Source organism: Paraburkholderia steynii (assembly GCF_900100565.1).
Lineage (GTDB): Bacteria > Pseudomonadota > Gammaproteobacteria > Burkholderiales > Burkholderiaceae > Paraburkholderia > Paraburkholderia terrae.
In genome coordinates this window covers 271,463-294,842 of sequence record NZ_FNDI01000002.1, presented here as the reverse complement: position 1 = coordinate 294,842, position 23,380 = coordinate 271,463, and the positions used below count along the sequence as shown (strand labels likewise).

The window sequence follows — 23,380 nt, the reverse complement described above, 5'->3', positions numbered from 1 at the left end:
GCTTTTTCGGGCTCCCGATAATTCCGTGCCGTCATAAGCATTCCCGTTTTTCTTCTAACGACCTGGAGCCATCGTATGTCGACGTTAGCGAGCGGCCAGACCGCGCTCGGCGATAACGCAGCACGGCAACTAGCCAATGCCACCAAAACCGTCCCTCAGCTTTCGATCATCACGCCGCGCTGGCTGACCCATTTGCTTCAGTGGGTCCCTGTCGAGGCGGGCATCTACCGGCTCAACCGCGTCAAAGACCCGGAAGCGGTTCAGGCGCTGTGTACGGCGCGGGAAGACGAAAGCACGCTCCCAACGACATACGTGCCGTACGAAGAACAGCCGCGTGAGTATTTCCTGAATGCCGTCAGCACGGTACTCGATGTCCACACGCGAATCTCCGATCTCTATAGCAGCCCGCACGATCAGATCAAGGAACAGTTGCGTCTGACGATCGAAACGATCAAGGAGATCCAGGAAAGTCAGCTCATCAACAATCCCGACTACGGCCTGCTGGCGAACGTCGATGAAGAGCAGCGCGTGTTTCCGCTGACAGGTGCGCCGACGCCGGACGATTTCGACGAACTGCTGACGAAGGTGTGGAAAGAGCCCGCCTTTTTCCTCACGCATCCGTTGGCGATCGCTGCGTTTGGGCGTGAATGCACCCGCCGTGGCGTGCCGCCCCCGACAGTCAGCCTGTTCGGCTCGCAGTTCATCACGTGGCGCGGCATTCCGCTGATTCCGTCGGACAAGGTGCCCGTCGCCGACGGCAAGACGAAGGTGCTGCTTTTGCGTGTCGGCGACAAGCGGCAGGGCGTGGTCGGTCTCTATCAGCCTGGCGTCGCGGGAGAGCAGGGGCCGGGGCTGTCGGTGCGCTTCATGGGCATCAACAACCAGGCGATCGCGTCGTATCTGATCTCGCTTTATTGCTCGCTCGCGGTGCATTCCCCCGACGCGCTCGCAGTGCTCGACGACGTAGAGATCGGCAAATACCATGACTATGCAGACACCTACCGGTAGTCCGCTGGGCGCAAGCCCGTTGCCCGATAGGCAGGTGCCTGTGTTGCCGGCAGGACTGCCCGATCCGGCACAGCTTGCTCGGCTCGCGACAGAGTTCTTCAGCGCATTGCCGGGTGGCGCCACCACGCCGGACACTTCGGCAGGCAACGGCGCGGTCGGCGGTGTGCCTTCGGCGTTGCCCGCTGCCGCACCGATCCTGTCGTCGGTCAGCAATCCCGCTCCGCCCGGCTCGCCACTTGCCGGGCCGGGCGGCACCGGGACGGGCGTGCCGGGGCTTTCACTGCCGCAAGGCAAGGTGCCGGGCGCCAACCTGCTGCCGGGTGCGCCGACGCATATCCTGTCGCTCGGCAATCGCGCACCCGCGCTCGCGCCGCATGCCGCCGCGCAGAATGGACTTCCCGATAACGTCGTGACGATTGCGCCAGCGCTCGAACCGCGTGCGGGTGGAGCGGCGCTCGGCGTGCCGCCCGTGCAGGGCGGTGGACCGGTTTCGGCGGGGAGCGCGACACGCTCGGCGGCATCGTCTTCACATGCGTCGACGGATGCAGCGCCCGCGTCGCCGTTCTATTTCATGGATACGCCAGGACGCGGCTGGTCGCGTTCCGGCGAAGACTTCATCATGCCGGGAAATGGCACGGCCGCGCCCGCGTCGTTCGGCTTGCCGGGCGAGCAGGACCTGCGCGAGCTGCTGTCGATTCATCGCTTCGCGCCTGCCGCCGATCCCTATGGCGTGCCGCGCGGCGGTGCGCCGTACTTTGCCGAAGGCGCGCATGCTCGCACCGATCGGCACGCGAGCGGAGCCGCTGTGCCGGCCGGCCACCCGCCGTTCGACGTCAACGCGATTCGCCGCGACTTTCCGATCCTGCAGGAGCGTGTCAACGGCAAGCAGCTGATCTGGTTCGACAACGCGGCAACGACGCAAAAGCCGCAGTCGGTGATCGACCGGCTTTCGTACTTCTACCAGCACGAGAACTCGAACATTCATCGCGCCGCGCACACGCTTGCGGGCCGTGCCACGGATGCCTACGAGCATGCGCGTGAAACCGTGCAGCGCTTCATCGGTGCTTCGTCGCCGGAGGAGATCGTGTTCGTGCGCGGCACGACGGAGGCGATCAACCTGATCGCGAAGTCGTGGGGCGAGCAGAACGTTGGCGCGGGCGACGAGATCGTCGTGTCGCATCTGGAGCATCACGCGAATATCGTGCCCTGGCAGCAGCTTGCGTCGCAAAAGGGCGCGAAACTGCGCGTGATTCCCGTCGACGATTCGGGCCAGGTGCTGCTCGACGAATACCGCAAGCTGCTCAACGACCGCACGAAAATCGTATCGGTCACTCAGGTGTCGAATGCGCTCGGCACCGTGGTGCCCGTCGCGGAGATCGTCGACATGGCGCATCGGGTTGGCGCGAAGGCGCTGGTCGACGGCGCGCAGTCGGTGTCGCACATGCGTGTCGACGTGCAGGCGCTCGATGCGGATTTTTTCGTGTTCTCGGGTCACAAGATATTTGGACCGACAGGGATCGGTGTCGTCTACGGCAAGCGGGCGCTGCTCGAGGACATGCCGCCGTGGCAGGGCGGCGGCAACATGATCGCGGATGTGACGTTCGAACGAACGGTGTTCCAGCCGCCGCCGTCGCGCTTCGAGGCGGGCACGGGCAATATCGCGGATGCGGTGGGCCTTGCGGCCGCGCTCGAATACGTGACGCGTATCGGCATCGAGAATATCGCGCGTCATGAACACGATCTGCTCGCGTACGCGACGAGCGTGCTTGCGCCGGTGCCGGGTGTGCGGCTCATCGGAACTGCGCACGACAAGGCCAGCGTGCTGTCGTTCGTGCTGAAGGGCTATACGACGGAAGAGGTCGGGCAGGCGCTCAGCCAGGAGGGGATCGCCGTGCGTGCCGGGCATCACTGCGCACAGCCTATCTTGCGCCGTTTCGGGCTTGAGGCCACTGTGCGTCCATCGCTTGCGTTCTACAACACATGCGATGAGGTCGACGCGATGATCTCGGTGGTTCGCCGTCTTTCGACGCGACGGGCCTGATGTTCGTTATTGCGGGGCATGGCGCCGGATGGCGCCATGCCCCGCAACGTTATGCGTCGCGCAGTGACGCAGCCGATGCGTCCCCTACGCGCGTCTCGACACGATCGTCCGCCGACGCCAGTTCCGCTTCGAGCGATGATGTGATCGGGCAATAGACCATGAATCGCCTCTCCCAGATCCGATCTGTACTGCGAGAAGCTACACCCCAGACCAACGCTGCATGTCCCCGGACAACGACGCGTTCGTGAGTGGCCTGCCGGCATTCCCCGAGCCTCAGGGAATCAGTCCGTGCGTTCGATACGCGCGCATCGTCTCATCGAAAACCCGAAGGTCCGACCGGCCGCGCGCAATGAGTTGCGCCCCTTCGATTGCCGCGAAGATCGCCATCGCACGAGCCTTGTTTGCTTTCTTGTCCTTTCGCTCGGCATCGAGCGAAAGCAGGCGAGTCAGCCATTCGACGTTGATATCCATGAATCGTTGTACCTCGACCTTGACCTCCGCGGGAAGATCGTGATGCTCGGCAGCCATGATGCCGCTCAAGCACATGCGGTTGTCGTTTTCAAGGGCTGCTCGAAACACCTTGATGTAGTGGTCGAAGGTCGCGCGCTCGCTCCTGTGCTGCTCGAGCAATCCCTCCAGAAATACGACGGCGTCGTCGCTGTACTGCCGCGCGAGCGCCGCGCCCAGGTCGCCCTTGGTCGGATAGTGATGGTGAACGGCGGGGCCCTTGATGCCGACTTCGTTCGCGACCTCGCGAATGCTGAGCGCGTTGTATCCGTGGGCCTGCACCATGTAGCGCGCCACCGCGAGGATGCGGCTTTTCGTGTCGGGAGTATTCATGCGCGCAATCATAGCAGATCACTTACCAACTGGTTCGTAAGCTTACTTAGTGATAAGTAAGTCTTGACACAACAGCTCAACCATCCCTACGATTCGATCTAACTTACTTAGCGGTTGGTAAGTCAACTTCGATCAAGGACCAGATATGAAAATCTATGACATCCCCGGTTTCCCGAACCCATTGCGGATTCGCATCGTGCTGGCCGAGAAGCGGCTCGCTTCGCAAGTCGAGTTCGTCAAGGTCGACTTGCCTGCGGCGGAACACAAGCAAGCCGCGTTTTTGAAGATCAATCCGACAGGCACCGTGCCCGTGCTCGAACTCGACGATGGAACCCGCATCGCTGAATGTACGGCGATTACCGAGTATCTCGACAATCTGGACGGCGACCCGATCCTCACGGGCAAGACCGCGCGCGACAAAGGTGTGATTCACATGATGCAAAAGCGCGCCGAGTCGGAACTCATCGATCCTGTAGGCATTTATTTTCATCATGCGACGGCGGGATTGGGCGATGCGCTGCGCGAATACAAGCATCCCCAGTGGGCGGCTCGCGCCGAGTGGGGGAAGCTCCAGGGCGAAAAGGCCGTCGCGGGCATGCGCTATTTCGATAGCGTGCTTGAAGCCCAGCCTTATGTCGCGGGCGATGCGTTTTCGATGGCCGACATTACCGTCTGGGCTGGGCTGCTGTTTGCGCACTTCGCCAAAATCGACGTGCCGGCCGATTGCAACGCGCTTCGCGCATGGAAAGAAAAGGTCGATGGGCGTGCGTCGGTTGTGAATCCGGCGTAGAAACTGGTTGGAAGCCGGTACTTAAGCTACCGGTCCTCCGATTTGCAGCAGAGCCGCTGGGCGAAAGCGCGGCATCGAATGGTGATAGTTCGCCGTTGCGCCGGAAACGTTGACACTGCTGGGCGCAACGCAAGTCCCGGGGTTTCCCGGTTTTTTTCGCGTTGAGTGCATGCCCTTGGCGAACATCGGGACTCGCGCCTCATGTGCGCTGCGTCGAGATGCCGAAGAATTCGTTCCAGCGTTTCGCAATGACACGGGCAACATGCCGGCGCGACGCTTTGAGTCGGCGCCGCTTCCGCGCGTTCTCGCATTTCTGCAAAGCTAGAAGTGGAAAGGAAACACAGCATGGTCAAAGAGGGAGAACGGCCATGAGCACATTCAGTGCTTTGACCGAATGGGTGAAGGATATGTGGCCGTTGCCGCTTGTTCTGGCCGCTGCTGTGCGCTTTGTTATTGCATGGTTATTCAGTCGCCGTGCGGCCCTGGACCGGAAACAGCTCGATCTGGAAATCGCACGGCTGCGGGATGACGCGGATCGCGCCGAGCGGGGAAGGGTCCATCTCGTGCGCGAAATCGAGAAACTGATGGCCGACTTCGAGCGTCAGCAACGGGCGGATTCGGTGGCCGTGCGGCGCATCGATATGCCGGACCGCGATCGACTTTCGTCTGGTGTCGGCACCGCCGTGTCCGGGTGCCATTTCCGAGCCGACTGGTTTCAGCCGCCGCCATCATCGCAATAATCACGCAGTGCCTTTTAACGTCTCCGTTGACTGCTTCTTTTCGCGTCGTCGCAGCGAACCGATACCAGCGTTCACCTGTTGAGTACGGCTTCCCCTGTCCTGCTCTAGCGCTCCCCGTCGACCTGCCGATCACCTAAACTGAATCAACGGGTTCGAACCCGGCGACATGCGCTGTCGCCGGGCTGCTGCCTGTTTGTAGCGCGGGACTTCTGTCTGAGCAGCGAGAGCGAGCCATGATCGAACTCCACACGTTGAGCAAGGTACCCGTGTTCGCCGACCTCACGGAGGACCGGCTGCAATGGCTGCGTGACAACCTGACCGAATTCTCCGTCAGTGCCGGCGAGGTGCTGCTGCGCGAAGGCGAAATGACCACGAGCCTGCTGATCCTGCTCGAAGGCGAACTCACGACGACGAGACGCGACGACGGACGCGACTACGGCGAGCGCTTTCCCGCTCCGGATGTGTTCGGCACGCCGTGCGTGATCGCTTCGATACCTTTCCCGGCCACGCTGACGGCCATGCGCGAGAGCCGTCTTGCGCGGCTGCCTGAGGCGGCTTTCCGCGAACTGTTCATGTCGTGCGGTCCGTTTGGGCGTGTCGTCGCGCGCGTGATGACGGACTGGCTGACTGCGCTGGAAACAGCGGATCTCAATCGCGCGAAACTCGCCGCCCTGGGCAAGCTCGCGGCAGGGCTCGCGCACGAGCTGAACAATCCCGCTGCCGCTTTGACGCGTGCGCTCGATCACATGCGCCGCGAGTTTGCGGCGCTCGAAGATGCGGCGTTGGCGCTCGGCTGCAACGCCGTGCCGCGCGACATCATTGCTCGACTCGGCGCTCTGGCAAACGGCAAGGCGCCTGACGGCACGCTGAATTCGTTGCAGCGAAGCGATGCAGAAGAGCGGCTCGGCAACTGGCTGGCCAAGCATGGCGTCACGAAGCCTTGGCTCGCGGCACCCGTCCTCGTTGCCCACGGCGTCACCGTGGAGGACCTCGGCCCGTTGGCCGGCAGCCTGGACACGCGGCAGTTCGATTGCTCCATCGGCTGGATTGCACGTGTGCTGGACCTTCGCTCGATGATGGACGAAGCGATGCAAGGCGCACTGCGCATCTCCGATATCGTGGCCGCGATGAAGTCGTATTCGTTCATGGATCAGGGCCCGCAGCAGGAGATCGACATTCACGACGGCATCGACGACACGCTGACCGTGATGATGCACGAGATGAAGCGCGGCATCGACGTGATACGCGACTATGACCACAGCTTGCCGCGTCTTCAGGTGTATGGGAGCGAATTGAACCAGGTCTGGACGCGGATCATCGAGAACGCGATCGAGGCGATGAGCGGGCAGGGCACCATCACGATCCGAACGCGGCGCGATGCCGACTGCGCCGTCGTCGAGATCGCCGACAATGGGCCGGGCATTCCGCCGGAGGCCTTGACCCATCTCTTCGAGCCTTTCTTCACTTCAAAGCACGTCGCCGGGGCGCACGACCATGGGCTGGGGCTCGGTCTGCATATTGCGTACCGCATCGTGGTCAACCGGCACGGCGGCACGATACAGGCGCAGTCGGGTCCGGGCTGCACGACTTTCCGCGTGACACTGCCGTTGGGCTTCGGCGTGCCGCCCGCCGCATAGCCACGCATATCAAACCGGCCCCATTTCACGATCGATATAGCAATCCCGACCTTGGCGCAGCAGCGCCTACAATGCTTGCAACAGACGCCGCGATTCATCGCTGACGCAGATGCACCAACAGCGCGGAGCCGGCGTTTGAACTGGCGTGAGCCGCTGACGCTGTCATGGAAAAACCCGTAATCCTCGCTGTCGATGACGACCCGATCGTGGCCGGTGCGGTCGCGCGCGATCTTCAGGTTGCGTACGGCGAGCATTATCAGATCGTACGGATGGAGTCGGGGTCGGCCGCGCTGGAAGCGGCGCAGCAATTGCGTCTGCAGAACCGCTTCATTGCGCTTTTCATCGCCGATCAGCGCATGCCGCAGATGAGCGGAATCGAGTTCCTCGAACAGGCGATCGAACTGTTTCCGGAAGCCAAGCGCGTGCTGTTGACCGCGTACGCGGATACCGATGCCGCCATCCGTGCGATCAATACAGTGCATCTCGATCAGTACCTGCTCAAGCCGTGGCATCCGCCGGAACAGAACTTCTATCCGGCGCTCGATGACCTGCTCGCGGACTGGCACGCATCGTTTCGTCCCGCGTCGCAAGGCCTCCGCCTGCTCGATCACCGCTGGTCGCCGCAAGGGCATTTGCTGCGCGACTTCATGGCGCGCAATCACATTCCATTCCGATGGCTCGATGTGGAGCGGCACGACGAGGCCGATCCATTGATCAACGCGCTGCTTCCGGGCATGCGTCAGTTGCCCGTGCTGATATTCGAGGACGGCACCGTGATGAGCCGTCCGACGACCGCGCAGATCGCCGAGCAAGTAGGACTGCGCACGCGCTCGACCACACCGTTCTTTGACCTCGTGATCGTCGGCGGCGGCCCGGCGGGGCTCGCTGCCGCAGTGTATGGCGCGTCGGAAGGACTGCAGGTGGCGATCATCGAATGTGATGCGCCCGGCGGTCAGGCAGGCACCAGTTCGCACATCGACAACTACCTTGGTTTTCCAGCGGGCGTGAGCGGCGCGGAGCTATCGCGGCGCGCGCTGATGCAGGCAAGGCGCTTCGGCGCCGAAATGATACTGACGCAACACGCGGTGGGCTTGCGAATCGAAGCGCCGTACAAGTTCGTCAGGCTCTCCGATGGCTCCGAGGTCAGCTGTCTTGCGCTGATGGTCGCGAGCGGCGTGTCGTATCGCAAACTGGAAGCGCGCGGCGTGCAAGCGTTGACGGGCGCGGGCGTCTATTACGGCGCGGCGCTCGTCGAGGCCGTCGCTTGCGCCAATCAGGATCTGTATATCGTGGGCGCCGCGAACTCGGCGGGACAGGGCGCGATGTTCCTGTCCAGGTACGCGCGATCGGTCACGTTGCTGTGCCGGGGACCGTCGCTGAGCGCGGGCATGTCGCACTATCTGGTCCAGCAGATACACGAAACCGGGAACATTCGCGTGCGGCCCTATACCGAGGTCGAAAGCGTGAGCGGCGACGGACATCTCGACGCCATCGTGTTGCGTGACTTGCAGACTGGGCGCGTCGAAACGGTTGAAGCGAGCGGCCTGTTCGTTTTCATCGGCGCTGCGCCTTGCACGGAATGGCTACGCGGGGTCGTAGAGCGGGACGAGCATGGTTTTCTGCTGACGGGCCGCACGCTGGTCAAGGGCGGCAGGAAGCCTTCGGGATGGCAGGTTGGACGCGATCCGTATCTGCTCGAAACGAGTGTCCCGGGCATCTTCGCGGCGGGCGACGTGCGCGCCGATTCCGTCAAGCGCGTGGCGGCCGCCGTCGGCGAAGGATCGATTGCCGTGCATTTCATCCACCAGTATCTGGCGAATCCATGAGCGATCTGTCCGTGCTGTTCGAGATGCCCCTCTTCTCTGGACTGCCCGAGGAGCGACGCACATGGCTGCGCGCTAATCTGGACGAATACCATCTGAAGACGGGCGAGATCCTGATGCGAGAGGGGCAGCGCGTCACGCATCAGTTCGTGCTGCTCGACGGCGAAATCGTGACGGAAAAAATGGTGGGCGGGCGGCAAGTGTTCGATGACCGGCGGCCCGCGCCGACATCGATTGCAGAGACCTCGCTGCTCGCGGGCATGCCGCTGCCATTGACCTTCACGGCCGCGACAGATTGTTTTCTGGTCGCGCTTCCCGAGTCGGTGGTCCACACGCTGTTGAATGAATGCGAGTCCTTCAGCCGGCACATCTTCCGGTCGATCTACGCGCGCATCACCGCTTATGACGCGTTCATCCTCAATGGCGAGAAGCTCGCCGCGCTGGGGCGCCTGTCGGCCGGCCTTGCACATGAACTGAACAATCCCGCCGCCGCCGTGGCGCGCGCTGCCGATTGCCTGCGCGAATCGCTCGACAACATGCGCGTGGCAACGCGAGTGCTGGTTGTGAGCGCGATGCCCGCCGACGTCGTCGACATGCTGGACGGCTGGGCAAGCCGTGCCGTGCCTGCCGCCGATACGACGCCTCAAGCTGCATTGCGGCAAAGCGAAGCCGAAAGCCTGCTCGCCGATTGGCTCGCTGCACGCGGACTTTCGAAACCGTGGCTGATCGCGCCGCAACTCGCGGTGGCCGGGTTCTCACCGGACGAACTCGAACCCGTCGCCGCGCGGGTGACACCAGAGCAATTCGGCGCGGGCGTCCGTTGGCTGGCCGCGACGCTGGAGCTGCGGTCTTTGGGAAACCAGGCCTGGATCGGCGCGGGCCGTATCTCCGAGATCGTGAAGGCGATGAAGGACTATTCATATATGGACCAGGCGCCATTGCAGGAGGTCGATATACATAGCGGCATCGAGGATACGCTGACGATCATGCAACATAAGCTCAAGCAAGGCGTGACCGTGAAGCGCGACTACGATCGCATGCTGCCGCTCGTTCCCGTCTATGGCAGCGAGCTGAATCAGGTGTGGACGAATCTGATCGACAATGCCGTCGACGCGATGAATGGCAACGGCGAACTCACGATACGCTCGCTCAAGGAAGGCAGTTTTGCGGTCATCGAAATCATGGACACGGGGTCCGGCATTCCGGACGATATCGTCGCGCGGCTTTTTGAGCCTTTCTTTACCACCAAGCCTTTGGGCAAGGGCAATGGTCTGGGGCTTCACATCGCGTACCGGACCGTTGTGCAGCGGCATAACGGCACGATCAGCGTCGCGTCGCGCCCCGGCGAGACGAAGTTCAAGGTGTGTTTGCCGCTGGCGGCGCGTCATTGAAGGCAAGGCGCGCTAATTGCAAGTGTCGGGACGGGCGCAGCCAAATAGTACGGTCGCGCTAAATAGCCATTGCTTTAATTATGTGAGGCTTTCGGGCGCGAAACACATCGGCGTTCTGGACCGTCCAAACGCCGGTTTCGTCGACTTGGATATTCCTCAGCGCGTCCTATACTGATAGTGAGCCGCGCGGAAGCCGGCCCCTGAAGCATAGCGAACGATCAAGTCGTTCAATGGGGCGCGGTAGCGGGGCCACGGAAACGCCTGTGTTAATACGCGGGCGTTTTCTTTTTGTGGCCCACAAGACGCTGTCATGCAGCAAGTTTCGGCCAGCGTGAAGTGCAAGTGATGGGTCGCGATGCGTGTTTCGGCCCGAACCACTCATCGAGGAGTATTACGAAGAGGCGATGACAGTCGGGCCGCCGCCGTACGACGGTTGCAAATTCACAGAGAACCGGTTTCGCCAGGCCGGTGGAGAAGCGCTGCGGACGTTCTACGGACAGAAGACAAAAATCATCAGCGAGGACGCGCAGCGAAAGCACAAGTCCGTTGCCGAGCGGCTTGTTTAACCTGCAGTCCGGACGGCCTTCGTCATAGGAAGGATGCCTTATCGATCAGACAGGGCGGCATTCCATTCGGCCTGTCATGTCGCGCCCCGGATCATTGGAGTCAAGCGCCCTCAAGGCGTATCGTCGACGCACAATTCGGGATCGCTGACCAGGCAATCGGCACTCGACGTCGGCGCGCCGCCGCCTCGCGTTTTCAGCGTCGCGTCCCGCGCGGCGATGGGCAGCCCTTTCGGCAACAGCACCCACATGCGGATGCGTTCCTTGGTTCGGCTCGCCTGCGCCTGCGCGCTTTGGCCAAAGCCGTAAAAATAGTCCGCTCTCACTGCGCCCTGAATGGCGCCGCCTGAGTCTTGCGCCATCATCAGGCGGTCGATTGCGCCGGGTGCTTGCGGATCGTCGCGCGTCGAGACGAACACCGGCGCGCCGAGCGGCGTCGTGCGCGGATCGACGGCGATGGAGCGGCCCGCCGACAACGCGACGCCCAGTGCGCCGACAGGCCCATTCGGCGAATCGGGAATGAGACGGAAGAACACGTAGCTCGGGTCCGAGATGGCGAACACACGCTTGACGGGGGCGTTGTTGGCCGTGGCTCCCGCGGCGACGTCGCCCGTCTTCGAAGCAACGGAGCCTTTCGACGTTGCGCCTGCCATGTTGTCGCTGGCAGCGGGACGCACGGCTGGCGCCGATTCTTGTGGTGTCGCTGCCGCCAGCTTGAAACCGCGCAGCAGCGGCGACACCGGTTCGTCATCGTCTTGCGTGCGGGTGGCAGGCACGCCGCCCGTCGCATCGCCAGGTGTCGGTGAACCTGCCTGGCCGGCGCCGCCCGTCGGCGACTCGTCCTCGACGTCGATCTCGACGTCGATGCCACGCACGGTGATGCGCTGCCCGCTGCCGCTGTTCTTGCGCGCGACGGGCGGCTGGAACGGGCGGCCGTTCTGCTCCGCGTAAGCGAAGCGGCGCACCGTGCCGTCACTCATGCGCACCTTGCCTGCTCCTTGCACCTGCATCGAGTACAGCATCACGGGGTCGTCGACGTAAGCGAGAATCGGCGCCTTGAGCGCGCCGCGCTCGATCTCGGCACGCGTGTAGTACGGCACGATGCGGTCGCGATCGAGCCGCAGACGGATCTTCTTGTCCCGGATGTCTGGAACGCTGTCGCGCAGATCGAGCACGTAGACGCCCTTGGTGCTCCCCGGCGTGATGCCGGTGACGGGGATGACCATGCGGCCATCGATGCGCGCAGTGCTCGCCGTGCCGCGCGCGCTGTCGGGCAGGCGACGGGCATCGAGGTACAGCATATCGTCGGGGGTGCCGTAGACCGGGTAGAGGAAGGCGCCGCCGTACTGCCGGCTGCCATTCAGCAGCGGCTCGTAGTAGCCAGTCAGCGTGCCGTCGCCGCTCTTGTCGGTATTGCGGATCTGGTATGCGTTGAAATACGTCTCGAAGAACTGGCGGATCGCACCGACGTTGCGCGCATCGACCGAGCGTGACGCCGCGCACGGCTCTGACCAGCCGGCACGCGAGCCGAGTACCCCACAACTGCGTTTGAAAGCGTCCCATGAGCTGCTGAGGTCGTCGGTGTTCCAGCCGGGCAGGTCAGCGAAGCGGGCCGATGCGTAGTACGCGTGACGGGTGGAGAAGGCGATGCTGCCGGTCGTGTTTGCAACCGGCGTGGTGTCGGCGGCGGATGTCGCAGGCGCCACCGTTGCGGGCGTGACGGATGCCGCTTGCGCCTGAGTGGACGGAAGCGGTGTTGCAGGTGCGGGCGACGGCATCTGTGACGACACTTGCGCCGCAGGTTGGGGCGACGGCGCGCCCGCCGGCCCGAAGGTCGTCGTCGACGCGGGCTGGTTGCCAGCACAACCCGCGAGCGCCGCAACCACACAGAGCATCCAACGTACGTTGTGCATGCTGCCTCCTGCGCCCCATGCGTGGACGTCTACCTTGTCCGCTACGTCGATGACCCGACGACGTCGATCGTGAAAGTTGCCGCGCCGAACGTGTCAGGACACTGGGTTGCGCTCGCTGTGCAGCGCGGCTTGCCGGCGAACGGCGAATAGCTGACTGTGCGGCGTATCGCGGCGGCGCGCTGCGCTTCCGCGGGAAAATCCGCGAACACTGATTCGCGCTGCAGCCCGCCGTCTGCAAAGTCGCGCGGCGCGGATGAGACCAGCACGAGAAAGTGGTTCGGGCCAGCCGGCGCGCCCGCCATCATCGGCCAGCTTGCGCGCGGCAACGACAGCGTCTGGCCGGCGGCGATCGCATTGTTCTTGTCGAGCTCGTTCGGAAACAGCATCAGATATTGCCCGGCGGGATCGACCATGAAGACATACACATAGCCCGCGCGATTGCTGCCGACCCTGAATTGCAGATGATCCTTGCTGATGCGCGCGGTAGTGCTGCGCGTGTTGGCCTTGACGCTGATCGACGGGTCGGCAAGGGAGACGATCCGGTCGAGTTCGCCGCCGGGCGTGTAAGCCGGTAGCGCGGGCGCGGCGCTCGCTATCGTGTTCGTGGTCGTATCGGCGGCAGTGCTGACGGGGGCGCTTGCAGGCGGCGCTTGCGTGCCGGTGCTTGCCATCTGTGGCGTGGACGCCGCGGGCGGGGGCACGGTCTGCGCGTGCTCCGCTCCCGACGCCGTTGGATGGTTGCTGCCTGCAGTCATGGTGGCGGAGGGCGACGTGGCGATCGTCGAGGGCCGCATCGCGAACCAGCCTCCAAGCCCCGCCAGCCCGACGACGACGACCGCGCCGACCGCTATTGCCGTGGAGCGCCGGCTTGTCGTGCGCGACGCGCCGGCCGCCGTGGCACCGGAGCCGGAAGCTCCCTGGGTGTCACGGCTCGCCGTGCCCGGACGCGGTGCGCCGCTCGCCTCGCGGGCCGCCACGGCACTGCTCGCGGCAGGCGCTGCCGTACGCGGCGAAGACAACGAGGCGGGCTCGTCATGGGTTCCGTCCTGAGCGCTCAATGCAAGGCCCAACTCCGCCGCGAACGCCTGCACGCTCTGCGGCCGCTCTTCGGGCCGCACTGCGAGCGCGTGATCGATAGCGCGCAGGAAGGTGAGCGAATAGCGGCCTGACGCTTGCGTCTCGAGCGGCACGTAACTGTCACTCATCATCCGGCCTACCGACGGCGGCGGCGTCTTGCCGACGATCGCGAAGTAGACGACGGCAGCGAGCGCATAGATGTCGGTCCATGGCCCCTGTTTCAGCGACGGGACTTCCGCATACTGTTCGACGGGGGCATAGCCTGGCTTCAGGATCACGGTCAGCGCCTGTGTCATATCGCCGATCACGCGCCGCGCGGCGCCGAAGTCGAGCAGCAGTGGACGCCCGCTGTCCTTTAGCAGCAGGATATTGTCCGGCGCAATGTCGCGGTGGTAGCACTGCGCGCGGTGCATCACGTCGAGCGCGCTGACGAGCGACGTCAGCAGCGTGCGCAGCCAGGCTTCGTCGGGAGGCGCGTTCTTCGCTCGCAGCGCGTCACGCAGCGTGACGCCTTCGTAATACGGCATCACCATATAGGCGGTGCTGTTCGCTTCCCAGAACCGGTAGACCTTGACGAGTGAATGATGATCGAACTGCGCGAGCAGGCGCGCTTCGTTGACGAAGCTTTTCAGGCCCGCGAGAAAGGTTTCCTTGTGGCGCTCGGAGCGCACCGTGACTTCGGCGTTGCTGCCGCGCGAAGCCAGTGACGATGGCATGTATTCCTTGAGCGCGACGTTGCGGCCCAATTGGGTGTCGTGAGCGAGATAGACGATGCCGAAGCCGCCTTCACCGATCAACCCCTTGATTTCGAACTCCGCGACCCGCATGCCGACAGACAGTGCGTGATGCGACTCTGCGCCCGCGAATGCCGACGGCGGCATGATGGTCGCGCTATCCGGGCCCGCTGGATCGACGCCCACCGGCTGGCTGTCGGGCTCGGGCTCGGGTGGGTGTGGCACGATTACCGTCTTGTCATCGGGGCTGGTCATCGGGACGGGATTCACAGGAAAGTCCAGTCGCGCGGCGCTGCGAACGAGCATGCGCCATCCCCACGCGCACGTGCGTGTATCAACAAGACGAATCACGCGGCCGTTTTTGAAGCGACGGCCTGCCGCCTCCCGGGCGGTTTTCAAAATACGCGTACACAATCGTTTCCTTAGAAAGAGTTGCAGGCATTTCTGGCGGCGCTCGCTCTGGCCCGCACACCCTCGCAGTCACAACGGCTCTCCGGTCGCGTCCATGGACCTTCCAGCAGGAAGACGATGTGAACGAACTCATAAGAATCCCGATGTCCTGCGTAGCGCGTACCGCGAGGCGTGCAGTGCAAAGGGGCACCACGCGCTTGCGTGTCAAGTCGCGCATGCTGGGCATCGCTGCGCTCGTCTTCTGTGCAACCTCGGGCGGATGGGGCAACGCCTTCGCGGCCGCGCCAGCCGCGCCTGCCAGCGGCGCCGCGCCGGGCCTCGCGCCCGAATCCCAAGGCTTTCGACAGGCGACCGAGCGCGAACGCGATGCCGAAACGCTGCAGTCGTTGACCTCCGAAGGGCGTCTGCTGCTCTCGCGTGATCGCGTCACGCTGCCCGCCTACGACTATTGCAGCATGGCCGTATCGGCGGCCGAGCGCGGTGACTTCCGCGACAGCGTCGAGGCGGCCGCCCGCGCACTGGTGATAGCGCAGCGTACCGACAACGCCGATCTGGTCGCGCTGTCGAAACGCGACCTCGCGATCGCGTACAGCTACGCCGGCGATCTCGACGACGCCGAGAAATACGCACAGGAAGCGCTCGCCTCGACCCCGAAAGCGCCCGAACAGGTGTTTGCGCCCGCCAACAAGGTGCTGGGCGACATCGCGCTGCGCCGCGGCCATCCGCAAGACGCCATCGACGCCTACAACCGCGCGCTCGAAACGGCATCACCGCGCTACCGTCCGCTGGTGCTGCTGTCGATCACGAACGCGCAGATCGCCGCGGGCGACACGGCCGGCGCGCGCAAGACCTTCAACGCCGCCAGTCCCGCGCCGAGCGCGGACCTCGCGCCGGAGTACCGGCGCATCGAGGGCAACCTGCTGCTTGCCGAAGGCAAGCCCCAGGACGCGCTGCTCGCGTTCACCACGCTGCTGTCGGAAAGCGGCGGCAGCGACGCGAACTACGACCGCCTGTGGGCACACGAAGGCATCGGCCGCGCCGACCTTGCGCTTGGCCAGAGGGCGAGGGCGCGTGAATCCTATCTGCAGGCCGTGGACGATTCGGAGAAAATCCGCGCGCGCTTTCGCAGCGAAGAGTTCAAGACGGGCCTCTTCGGCGATACGCAGTCCGTGTTCGAAATGGCGATCACGCTGACGGTCGAAGTGGGCGACTATGCCTCGGCGTGGAACCTGTCCGAGCGCAGCCGCGCGCGTGCGCTGCTCGATGTCGTGCGCAACCGCGTCGACGCCGGCGTGAACGACCGGCAACTGAACGGCGACGTGCCGGGTCTCGACACGGTGCGTAACGGATTGAAGCCAAACGAGACGCTCGTCGAATTTCACAACCTCGAGAAGTCGATCATCGTATGGGTGATCCGCAACGAAGGGCTGAAGGGTTATACGCTGCCCATCGCGCGCGCCGACATGGATGCCGCCGTCACCGATTTCCGCAATGCCATCGTGCGCCGCCGGCCAACCGCGATCACCTATGGCGACAAGCTCTACGCGCTGCTGATCGCGCCACTCGGACTGCGCGCCGACGACCGGCTGATCATCGTCCCGCACGGCGCGCTGCACTATCTGCCGTTCCAGGCGTTGCACGGCCCGGACGGCTTCCTGATCCAGCGCCATGCAATCGCGCTGGAGCCTTCGGCGAGCGTCGCGGTGCAACTCGCCTCGCGCGAGCTGAAGGTGGCGAGCAATCTCGTCGCATTCGGCAATCCGACCATCGCGCCCGCGTATGCGCTGCCCGGCGCCGAGGCGGAGGTTCGCGGCATCGCGCCGCTGTTTGCGCGCCAGGAAGTGTTTCTGCAATCCAGCGCGACGCGCGTGAGCTTCCGCGAGAATGCGCCTACGGGCCGGGTGCTCCATGTCGCCACCCACGCGGAGGCCGACACGATCGATCCGTTGCATTCGCGCATCCTGCTCGCGCCCGCGACGCAGCCGGCTGACGGCCCCGACTCGCTGCTCGCGAAAGACATCTACAACCTGAAACTGAACAACGTGTCGCTCGTCACGTTGTCGGCGTGCGAGACGGGGCTTGGACGGATCGCGCGCGGCGACGAGATTCTCGGCTTCACGCGCGCCTTCTTCTATGCGGGCGCGACGAGCCTGATCGTGTCGATGTGGCCGGTGGCCGACGAATCAAGCGCACTGACCATGCGCACGTTTTACGCGCAGCTCGCCGACGGCCACGAAGCCATCGACGCGATGCGGACCGCGCAACTCGCGGTGATGCAGAACTCACGCTTTGCACATCCGTTCTTCTGGGCACCATTCGACCTGATGGGAGGCTGGCGCCTGAGCATTGCGCGCTAAGAAGAACAATGAACAAACTCCGACTGATTGCCGCAGCGATGGCGTGCAGCGGGACGATCGCGTGGGGCCAGACGCTGCCTGGCGGCCAGACGCGGCCGAACGCCGGCAGCATCCTTCAGCAGACCGCGCCGCGCGACACGCGCCCGGCGCCGCCGGGTGGTGCGCAAGCGCTACCCGCCGTGCCGCAGGCGGGCGCGCCGCCTGTCACGGCACCCGGTCCGACGTTCGTGCTCAAAGGCATTACGTTCAAGGGCAACGACACCATTCCGTCCGACGAACTGCTTGCGCCTGTGCGCGACCAGATCGGCAAGCAGATCGGCTTTGCGGATCTCGAAGCGATTGCCGCCAAGGTGACGCAGGTTTATCGCGCGCGAGGCTATCTGCTCGCCCAGGTGGTGATTCCGCAGCAGGACGTGAGCGCGGGCACGGTCGAATTCTCCGTGCTCGAAGGACGTGTCGGCCATGTGCGGCTCGATATCGCGGCGGGCACGCCGATCCGCGAAGACCTGGTGCGCGCGCGCGTCGCGCAGATTCCGACCGGCCAGCCGCTGCAGCAGCACGATCTCGAACGCACGATGCTGCTGCTGTCGGACCTGCCGGGTATCGTCGTGACCTCGGCAATCGAAACGGGCGACGAGCCGGGCACGGTCGATCTGACCATTAGCGTCGCGCCCGCCAAACGCTGGACCTTTGCCGTCGACCTCGACAACTACGGCGCGCCGTCGAGCGGCACCTGGCGTCTGGGCGCGCTGGCGCGGCTTAACTCGCCGTTCATGATCGGCGACAACCTCGACTTGCGGATTCTCGCCAGCGAGCGGCTCGATACCGTGTATGGCCGCATCGGCTACGAGGCGCCCGTGAATGCGTATGGCACGCGCGTGGGTGTCGCGCTGTCGCGGCTCAACTATGCGCTCGGCAAGGACTTCGCGTCACTCGACGCGCAGGGTGAGGCGACCGTCGCCGATCTGACGGTGACCCATCCACTGCTGCGTACCCGCAACCAGAACCTGCTGGCTCGCGCGAACCTCGAGTATCGCGACCTCATCGACAACATCGGCGTGGTGGACCTGCACAATCCGCGCTCGCTGATCGAGGGCAGCGTCGGTCTCAGCTATGAAAGCCGTGACGCGTTGCTGGGCGGCGGCTTCAACAGCGCGGACGTGGAGTTCCTGATCGGCAGCCTGCATTTCAGGAACGCGGCGGCCGAGGAACTCGATGCGTCCGCGTTTGGGCGCAACACGCATGGCACGGAAGTGCGCGCGACGTTCTTCGCGAACCGCCTGAATTCGGTGACGGAACGTTTCAGCATGTTCGCGGGCATATCCGGCCAGTGGGCCGGCACGACGCTCGACAACTCGTCGCGCTTCCTGCTGGGCGGGCCGCATGCGGTGCGCGCCTACTCGCCGTCCGAGGGGCTCGTCGACGAGGGCTTCGTTGCAACGGTCGAAGGACGGTACGCGATCAATGCGAAGGCGACGGTGTTCGGCTTCTTCGACTTCGGCACCGGCTGGTACAACGCGAACACGCGACCGGACCAGGGGCCGAACATGATCACGCGCAGCGGCGTCGGCTTTGGCGCGTACTGGGTGGCGCCGGGTGGCATCGCGCTGCAAGGCACGGTCGCCTGGCGCACGACGGGTTCGGACACCAGCGGCGACGACAAGGTGCCGCGTTTTTATGTGCAGTTGACCAAGACGTTCTAGTTGTTCTGAAGACGCCCGACTTCCCGCTTCAGTTCGCAGACGTTGCGCAAGCGGCAAGGGTGGCGCACGCGGGATGGCGGAGTGGTGGTTGAGCCGGGCTCTGTCCGGCGCGGAGGTTTGCCATGAACAAACCATGCATTGTGCCGTTGCGGGTTGCCGGCACGATCGCCTGTGCGGCGGCGACGCTGCTTGCCGGGTCATACATGTCGTCGCTGCTTGCGAATCCGACGGGGGCGCAGGTGGTGTCGGGCACGGTGAGCGTCAATGCGCCCGCTGCCGGGCAGATGAATATCACGCAGAAAACGCCCAAGGCGATCGTCAACTGGAACACCTTCTCGATCGGCGCGAACGAAGGCGTGACGATTGCCCAGCCGTCGGCCGGGGCGGCGCTGCTCAACCGCGTGATGGGCAACGATCCCAGCGTGATTGCAGGGCGGCTGCAGGCCAACGGCAAGGTGTTTCTCGTCAACCCCGCTGGCGTGATCTTCGCTCCTGGTTCATCGGTGAATGTCGGCTCGTTGGTCGCGTCGACGCTGAATATTTCGAACGCCGATTTTCTCGCTGGCAACTATCGCTTCGTCGGCACATCCGTCGCGCCCGTCAGCAACGCCGGGACGCTGACGGCCGGGACGGGCGGCACGATTGCGCTGCTCGGCGGAAGCGTGAGCAATTCGGGTACCGTGAGCGCGCGACTCGGTACGGTCGCAATCGGTGCGGGCAACGACATCACGCTGGACTTTGCGGGCGACGGGCTGACCACGCTGAAAATAAACCAGGGGGCGGCCAATGCGCTGATCGGCAACACGGGCACGCTCGCCGCCGATGGCGGGATGGTAGTGATGAGCGCGCAGACGGCCGATGCGCTGGCGGGCACCGTGATCAACCAGCAGGGAATCATCCGTGCGCAAAGCGTCGCCGAGCGCAACGGGCACATCGTGCTCGATGGTGGCACGAGCGGTGTCGCGTCGGTCGGCGGCACGCTCGATGCGACGGGTGGCGCGGGCCTGACAGGTGGCCGGATCGACGTGACAGGCTACAACCTTGCGCTCGTGGACGGCGCGCGCGTCGATGCGAGTGGTGCGGCGGGCGGCGGCACGGTGCGCTTTGGCGGCGGTGCGGCCGGGCAGGACCCGACCATTCGCAACGCCAACGCCCTGTGGATGTCGCCAACGGCAAGCATTCATGCCGATGCGCTGACCAATGGAACTGGCGGAAATGTGGTCGCGTTCAGCGATACGGCGAGCCGGATCTACGGCACGCTTTCTGCGAGGGGCGGGGCGCAGGGCGGCAACGGCGGCTTGATCGAAACATCGGGTCACTATCTCGACATCACCCGCGCGACCATCGACGCTTCCGCACCCAAGGGGAAAGGCGGGACGTGGAAGATCGATCCCGACAATATCGCCATCGTGGCGGCGGCATCGGGAACACCGGCGACCGAGACGCCGCCGAGCAATGGATCACCGGCCATTTTCACGCCTGCGGGCACGGACAGCGAGGTGGTCAATTCCCTGATCACCGACCAGCTGAATCAGGGCGTTTCCGTGACGATCACGACGGTCGGCTCGACACCCACCAACTTTTCATTGGGCGACATCAACATTCAGGCGCCGATCATTGCGGCGACACCGGCAAGTCCGACCACCATCCCAACCCTGACGCTGAACGCGCTCGGTTCGATCGTCGACAACGGCCAAGCCATCATGTCGACCTTGGGGCCGCTCAATATCGCGCTCAATGGGAACGTGGGCGGAACGAATACCTTCAGATCCGTCACGATCAGCAACACGACGGTGACGACCAATGGCGGTAGCCTCACAGTCAACGCGGCCGGGTCAAGCCCCGTCATCATCAACAACTCGACGGTCGATACCGGCGGCGGCGCGCTCACGCTCATCGGTACGACGACGCAGGCGGAAGACACGGGCGTCAATATCTTCGGCAGTCTGCTCACCAGCGGTGCCGGTGCGACGACGGTAACGGGCAACGCCACCGGCGGCGGAGGCAGTGAAGGCGTTAGTCTATCGAACAGCTCGGTCACTACCACGACGGGCAGTATCAGCATCAACGGGAACGCGCCCGGCGACTTCGGCAATGGCGTCCGGATCTCGGGCGGCTTCACACCTGCCGGCGGCACCGTGGCCGGTCCTGCCGTCAGCAGCTCGGGCGGTGCGATTGGGATTACGGGCAACGCACCGGCGAATGGGGCGCTGGGGCTTTTCGTGTCCGACACGTCCGTGTCGAACACGACAGGTTCGATCAACCTGTCCGGCAGTGTCACCGGCGACACCGTGACATTTGTCGACGGCGTTCAGCTATTCAACGCGAACGTGAGCACGACCAGCGGCAATATCGGCATCACGGGCACGGTATCGTCGGCGCTCAGCAACAGCTTCGCGCTCGACCTGCACAGTACGTCGGTCCAGTCGACGAGCGGCAATATCCAGTTGATCGGGCAAAGTGTCGGGGTCCCCTCCAACGCGTCGGTGCTTGGCGTCATTTTCGAAAACAGCATTTGCGAATGCACGGGTGCGGTCTCGTCCGTCACTACGGGCAGCGGCACCATGAGCATCTACGGCAACGGCACGGGTCCGTTGACCAATGGCGTGCAGATCACTGACGGAACGCAGATCGTTTCGAACAACGGCGGTCTCATTGATATTCGCGGCACCGTGAGCGGACCGTCGGGTGTCAGCAGCCCGAACCTGCCGGGCGATGTCGGCGTGCTGATCGCCAATGGCGACATCAAGGCAACGGGGCAAACGGGCTCGATCCAGATAGCCGGCTCGACCAACACGGCCGACCCTGGCCTCGCGATCGGCGTGCCGCCATTCTCGGGAGGCGGCACGGCGCTCGTCGGCGCCGCGCTGCTGGCCGACCCCACCGTCTCGACGGCGCACCCTGGCTCCATCGTGTTGCGCGCGTCGAATGACGGCACCACCAGCAGTCTGTTCATCAGTAACTCGACGTTGTCGTCGCCCGGCGGCACGTTGTCGATCATGCCCGCGACAGTCGATCCGAACACGTTCGCGATCGTCGCGCAGAACGCGACACCGATTACGCTGTTCGGCACAGGCGGTCTGAGCATCGACGCGGCGACGTTCTCGACGTTCTCTTCGATCCCGAACATCGTGCTGGGTTCGACCACGCAAACGGGGCTCATCACAGTGAACGGCGTGTGCGCATCGGACAGCTCGGTCTGCGTGCTGACACGCCCGGGCCTCTTGAACAATCTGACGCTGTCCAATCCGGGATCGGGCAGCCAGGGCATTACGCTTCCATTTGGCCTTTCGACGCCCGGCCAAACGCTCACGCTCGTTTCCGGCGGTCCCGTCACCGACCCGGGCGGCATCCAGGCGGCGAGCCTGCTGCTTTCGGGGCCCGGCACCTTCACGCTGACCGATCCGCAAAACGACGTCGGCCTGCTGGCGATGGTTAACGCGGGTAACGTGAACTTTACGAACTCGCACGGCTTCGTCATTGGTCCGGTGGTCAGCCAGACATTCAATTCCGACACCGGCCAGTTGATTACGCTTGATGGCACCAACTCAACGTTGACGGGCAACCTAATCGCTCAGGCCACGACGGGCAATATCGGGCTGGGCGGTCCGAGCACCAGCCTGAGCGCGGGCGGCACGATCGATCTGGTCATGGAAAGCGGTCTGTTCAACGCGGCGGGTTCCGGCACGATCGTTGCCGACAACGGCTGGCGGATCTGGGCGAGCACATGGGTGGGCGAGACGCGCGGCAACGTTCAGCCCAATACCGCGCAGCCCAATTTCTATGGCTGCGTATTCGGTGCTGGTTGCAGTTGGGGCGGTACGGTGCCGACCACGGGCAATCATTACGTCTATATCGCAAGACCAACCGTGACGGTAACCGCCGATGGCAAGACGCGCATTGCCGGCGCACCCAATCCGGTGTTCACGTTCACCGCCAGCGGTCTGCTCAATGGCGACACCGCCGCCGGCGCGCTGACGGGCACGCTAAACTCGCCCGCCAACCAGAATTCACCGCCTGGGAAGTATCCGATCCTTTCAAACCTCGGGTCGAACGTCGGCTATATCGTGATCGAGGTACCGGGCACGCTGACGGTGACACAGTTGATCGATCCTGTTTCGCAAGCCGGCTTGCAGCAGTTCTTCAGCAACCAGGAACAAACCTTCGTCTACGAGAACAACCTGCAGGGCACCAACATCTGTATCGGTTCGAATCAGCCGCTCTTCACCACCGCGCCGCCGGGAGACACTCAGGACATCCTCGCTGTCGAATGGAAGCGCGTGCGATCGCAACCCAACCTGAACAGCTGCATGTTGCTGAACGGTCAACATGGATGCGGAGACTTCTAGCGT

The 23,380-nt window shown here is 64.1% G+C and carries 13 protein-coding genes; 10 read left to right on the top strand and 3 right to left on the bottom strand.

The window, feature by feature from the left end; all coding sequences use genetic code 11:
* Positions 1-75: 75 nt before the first annotated feature.
* Together BLT65_RS05230 and BLT65_RS05225 are read left to right on the top strand one after the other, a co-directional pair.
* On the top strand, positions 76-1,008 hold the full coding sequence (locus tag BLT65_RS05230) for a family 2A encapsulin nanocompartment shell protein (protein WP_007580014.1): 933 nt from the start codon (positions 76-78) through the stop codon (positions 1,006-1,008).
* Positions 983-3,049: a family 2A encapsulin nanocompartment cargo protein cysteine desulfurase gene (locus BLT65_RS05225; RefSeq protein WP_091775554.1), complete on the top strand. Its 2,067-nt coding sequence runs from the start codon at positions 983-985 to the stop codon at positions 3,047-3,049. Before BLT65_RS05230 ends, BLT65_RS05225 begins: the two co-directional genes overlap by 26 nt.
* A 273-nt stretch (positions 3,050-3,322) precedes the next feature.
* Here the strand turns inward: BLT65_RS05225 and BLT65_RS05220 are convergent, their stop codons facing one another.
* Positions 3,323-3,901: a TetR/AcrR family transcriptional regulator gene (locus BLT65_RS05220; protein ID WP_091775551.1), complete on the bottom strand. Its 579-nt coding sequence runs from the start codon at positions 3,899-3,901 to the stop codon at positions 3,323-3,325.
* A gap of 133 nt (positions 3,902-4,034) precedes the next feature.
* On the opposite strand from BLT65_RS05220, the gene BLT65_RS05215 reads away from it, so the two are divergent.
* From BLT65_RS05215 to BLT65_RS05195, 5 genes are all read left to right on the top strand, one after another.
* Complete coding sequence (locus BLT65_RS05215; protein ID WP_091775548.1) at positions 4,035-4,679, top strand: glutathione S-transferase family protein; 645 nt, start codon at positions 4,035-4,037, stop codon at positions 4,677-4,679.
* A gap of 368 nt (positions 4,680-5,047) precedes the next feature.
* A complete protein-coding gene (locus tag BLT65_RS05210) occupies positions 5,048-5,419 on the top strand; it encodes a hypothetical protein (RefSeq protein WP_081920839.1) in 372 nt (123 codons plus the stop codon).
* A gap of 233 nt (positions 5,420-5,652) precedes the next feature.
* A complete protein-coding gene (locus BLT65_RS05205) occupies positions 5,653-7,056 on the top strand; it encodes an ATP-binding protein (RefSeq protein WP_091775545.1) in 1,404 nt (467 codons plus the stop codon).
* Positions 7,057-7,220: 164 nt separating this feature from the next.
* Positions 7,221-8,882, top strand: coding sequence for an FAD-dependent oxidoreductase (locus tag BLT65_RS05200; RefSeq protein ID WP_091775542.1), 1,662 nt, complete (start codon positions 7,221-7,223; stop codon positions 8,880-8,882).
* Positions 8,879-10,270 carry an ATP-binding protein gene (locus BLT65_RS05195; RefSeq protein WP_091775539.1) on the top strand — a complete coding sequence of 464 codons (1,392 nt, stop codon included), beginning with the start codon at positions 8,879-8,881 and terminating at the stop codon, positions 10,268-10,270. The genes BLT65_RS05200 and BLT65_RS05195 overlap by 4 nt, the downstream gene beginning before the upstream one ends.
* 676 nt (positions 10,271-10,946) lie before the next feature.
* Here the strand turns inward: BLT65_RS05195 and mltA are convergent.
* Positions 10,947-12,746: a murein transglycosylase A gene (gene mltA / locus BLT65_RS05185; RefSeq protein WP_244186424.1), complete on the bottom strand. Its 1,800-nt coding sequence runs from the start codon at positions 12,744-12,746 to the stop codon at positions 10,947-10,949.
* A 41-nt stretch (positions 12,747-12,787) separates the two neighbouring features.
* Positions 12,788-14,863, bottom strand: coding sequence for a serine/threonine-protein kinase (locus BLT65_RS05180; protein ID WP_091775536.1), 2,076 nt, complete (start codon positions 14,861-14,863; stop codon positions 12,788-12,790).
* A gap of 320 nt (positions 14,864-15,183) precedes the next feature.
* Here BLT65_RS05180 and BLT65_RS05175 point away from each other — a divergent pair, with 320 nt between their 5' ends.
* The 3 genes from BLT65_RS05175 to BLT65_RS05165 all read left to right on the top strand — a co-directional run bounded on the left by BLT65_RS05175 (position 15,184) and on the right by BLT65_RS05165 (position 23,377).
* Positions 15,184-17,325 carry a CHAT domain-containing protein gene (locus tag BLT65_RS05175; RefSeq protein ID WP_091776118.1) on the top strand — a complete coding sequence of 714 codons (2,142 nt, stop codon included), beginning with the start codon at positions 15,184-15,186 and terminating at the stop codon, positions 17,323-17,325.
* Positions 17,326-17,333: 8 nt separating this feature from the next.
* On the top strand, positions 17,334-19,028 hold the full coding sequence (locus tag BLT65_RS05170; RefSeq protein ID WP_091775533.1) for a ShlB/FhaC/HecB family hemolysin secretion/activation protein: 1,695 nt from the start codon (positions 17,334-17,336) through the stop codon (positions 19,026-19,028).
* 122 nt (positions 19,029-19,150) lie between these two features.
* Positions 19,151-23,377 (top strand): beta strand repeat-containing protein, encoded by a 4,227-nt coding sequence (locus tag BLT65_RS05165; protein WP_091775530.1) that lies wholly within the window; start codon positions 19,151-19,153, stop codon positions 23,375-23,377.
* The last annotated feature ends 3 nt before the right edge of the window (positions 23,378-23,380 follow it).